Annotated in this window: 1 protein-coding gene and 1 pseudogene; both read right to left on the bottom strand. The window is 71.9% G+C overall.

Annotated elements, in window-relative coordinates; all coding sequences use genetic code 11:
* Positions 1-521, bottom strand: a pseudogene (locus H0E84_RS10980) (protease); the annotation flags it as partial.
* Positions 522-640: 119 nt separating this feature from the next.
* Positions 641-2,629: YadA family autotransporter adhesin (locus tag H0E84_RS10975; protein ID WP_180678696.1), on the bottom strand; the 1,989-nt coding region annotated here is incomplete at its 5' end.

The raw sequence follows: 2,629 nt of genomic DNA, 5'->3' as shown, positions 1-2,629 counted from the left end.
TCGATCCCGCCGGGGTTGTCGGTGCGGAAGTTCCACTGGTACTGGGCGAAGAACGGATCGTCCGGAGTGAACTGCGGCTGCGCGTCCGTGGCCCGGCGCACCGGGCCGAGGGCGTAGTCGCGCTCGTCAATCACCGCGTACTCCACCGCCGGATCCGCGGAGATCTCCCGCACCAGGGTCTCCAGCGCGCTGCGCTCGAGCTTCTGCGACAGGCGCAACAGGTCGGCGCCGACGCCGAGGCGGCGCATGTGGGTGGCCGAGACGGCACCGCCGCGGGCGGACCTGACGCCGGCGCCCGCGCGCGCAGCGGCCGACTCGACCGCGCGGGCCTTGGCCATGTTGCTGGTGCTCTCCAGCGTACCGCTGCGGTACTTGACGATCACGCGGGCGCCGGCCTGGGCCTCGGCCGCGGGCTGCGCGATACGCGACTGGCCGATCCTGGCTTCCTGGCCGGCGGCATGCACCGCCGGGATTCCGATCGCCGCTGCAATCGCGGCACACAACAGGGTCTTACGCTTCATCGACACTTCTCCTCGCATGTATGGACTTTCCCATGACTGTTCGTCACTAGCATGAAAACCGCGGCCGCTCTCCCGGCGCCCCCTGTGCTCGCCGGGGGAGCGGTCCGCGCATCATTTCGTCACCAGCCGAAGCCGGCACCCACGCCCACCGACTTCTCGTCGCCGCTGAACGCGCCGCCCAGGGTCACCGTGGCGCGGTCGCTGATCGCGCGCTGGTAGCCGACCGACAGCGCGCTCTCGCCGCCCTGGAAGCCGACGCCCACGCCGACCCGGTTCTGGGTGCGGATGCCGGCGGCGCTGGTGGCCATGTTCAGCATCGCCGCGCCCATCGCGCCCTGGCGGTCGATGCGGCGGTCCTGGTCGTGGAAACGCCGCTCGACGTCGCCCTGGAAGGCGTCGAAGTTGTCGTGCCACGCGGCCACCTGGGCATCGGTATAGGCGTTGGCCGAGCTGAGCGTCTCGGTTGCGGTGGACCGTACCTGCGCGACGTTGGCGGCATCGGTGTCCGAGGTGCCTGCGGCCACGTTAGTGACCTGGCGCTCGTTTCCGGCGCTGCCCACCGACACCGCATCGGCGCGGTCGGCGACCGAACCCTGGCCCAGCGCCACCGCGCCCTCGGCGGTCGCCGAGGCGCCCTGGCCGATGGCGGTGCCCGATGCAGCGCTGACGCTGGCGCCCTCGCCCATCGCCACGGCATTGGTGGCCGCCGCGGTGACGGTGGCGTTGGCGCCCACCGCGGTGCTGCCGTCGGCCTCGACCCGCGCGTTGCCGCCGATGGCGGTGTCGTTCGGGCCGTGCGCATAGGCGTTGCCGCCCACCGCGATGCCGTTGCTGCTATTGGCAGTGGCGTTGGCGCCGACCGCGACGCCGTTGCTGCCGGCGCCTACCTTGGCGGCGTTGCCCGTGGGGGCGCCATCGACGGCGGCGCGATTGCCGATGCCGCCGTTGCCGGCGTCGGAACCGACCGTCGAAACGCGCAGGTCGAGCTGGCTGATCTGCGCGTCCAGCGCCCCCAGCGCATCGCCGATGGAGTAGTAGTTCGCCCCCTGGATCGAATACGTCGGCGCCGCGATGGTGCCGAACGCGGTGACCGTGGCGCCGCCGCCGATCACGTCCGCCGCGCTCTGCAGCGCACCGTACATCTGGCCGCCGTTGATCGCGTCGGTGCTGCCGGCACCGATGGCGCCGGCCGCGACGTTGGTGATGACGGTGCCGTCGTCGCCGTCGAGCGTGATCGTGGCCCGGCTGTCGTCGTCGTAGGACACCGCGTTCGCGACCACCCCCTCGACGTCGCCGACGCGGTCGTCCAGGTCCGCGACCTGGCCTTCCACCACGTCGACGCGCTGGTTGGTCTCGAACAGCTGGCTGCCGTTGACCGCGTCTGTGCTGTCCTCGCTCACCTCGCCCGCGGCCACGTTCGTCAGCACCGTGCCGTCGTCGCCGGCGAAGGTGACCGTTCCCTTGCTGTCGTCGTCGTAGACGACCGCGCTGTCGCTCAGCTCGCCGAGGTCGTCTGCGACGGAGTTGAGCTGCGCCATGTTCACCGCGTCGTTGTCGTCCACGCCGTCGCCGACGTTGATGATCCGGCGCGTGGCCGGGTAGCCGCCCGAACCGGTGCCGTTGCCCACCGACACCACGTTCTCCTCGTTCGCGCGCGAACCCGAGCCCAGCGCCACGCTGTTGGCGCCGTTGGCCCAGGCGCTCAGCCCCACCGCCGTGGCGTTGATCCCGCCGTAGGCGTACGAGTCGCGGCCGATCGCCGTCGAACCGGCCGACGTCGCCCAGGCGAACTGGCCCACCGCCGTGGTGTTGTCGGCCGTCGCCCACGAGCTGCCGCCCACCGCCGTGCTGTTGAGCATGGTCGCACGCGAGCTGCTGCCCACCGCCACGCTCACGTTGCCGCTGGCGGTCGAGGTGTTGCCCAGCGCAGTCGCATTGGTACCGCTGGCCACCGACGAGATGCCCACTGCGGTGGTGCGGGTGTTGCTCGCCTCCGCGCCGTAGCCCAGCGCCGTGGCGAAGTCGCCGCTGGCGTCGCTGAAGCCGCCGTTGGCGGTCGCGGCCAGCCCGCCGGCCGAACTGCTGTAGCCGGTCGCCGTGCCCTGCAG

The sequence above is a fragment of the Luteimonas salinisoli genome, from assembly GCF_013425525.1.
Taxonomy (GTDB): domain Bacteria; phylum Pseudomonadota; class Gammaproteobacteria; order Xanthomonadales; family Xanthomonadaceae; genus Luteimonas; species Luteimonas salinisoli.
This window is presented reverse-complemented; position numbering and strand designations above follow the sequence as displayed.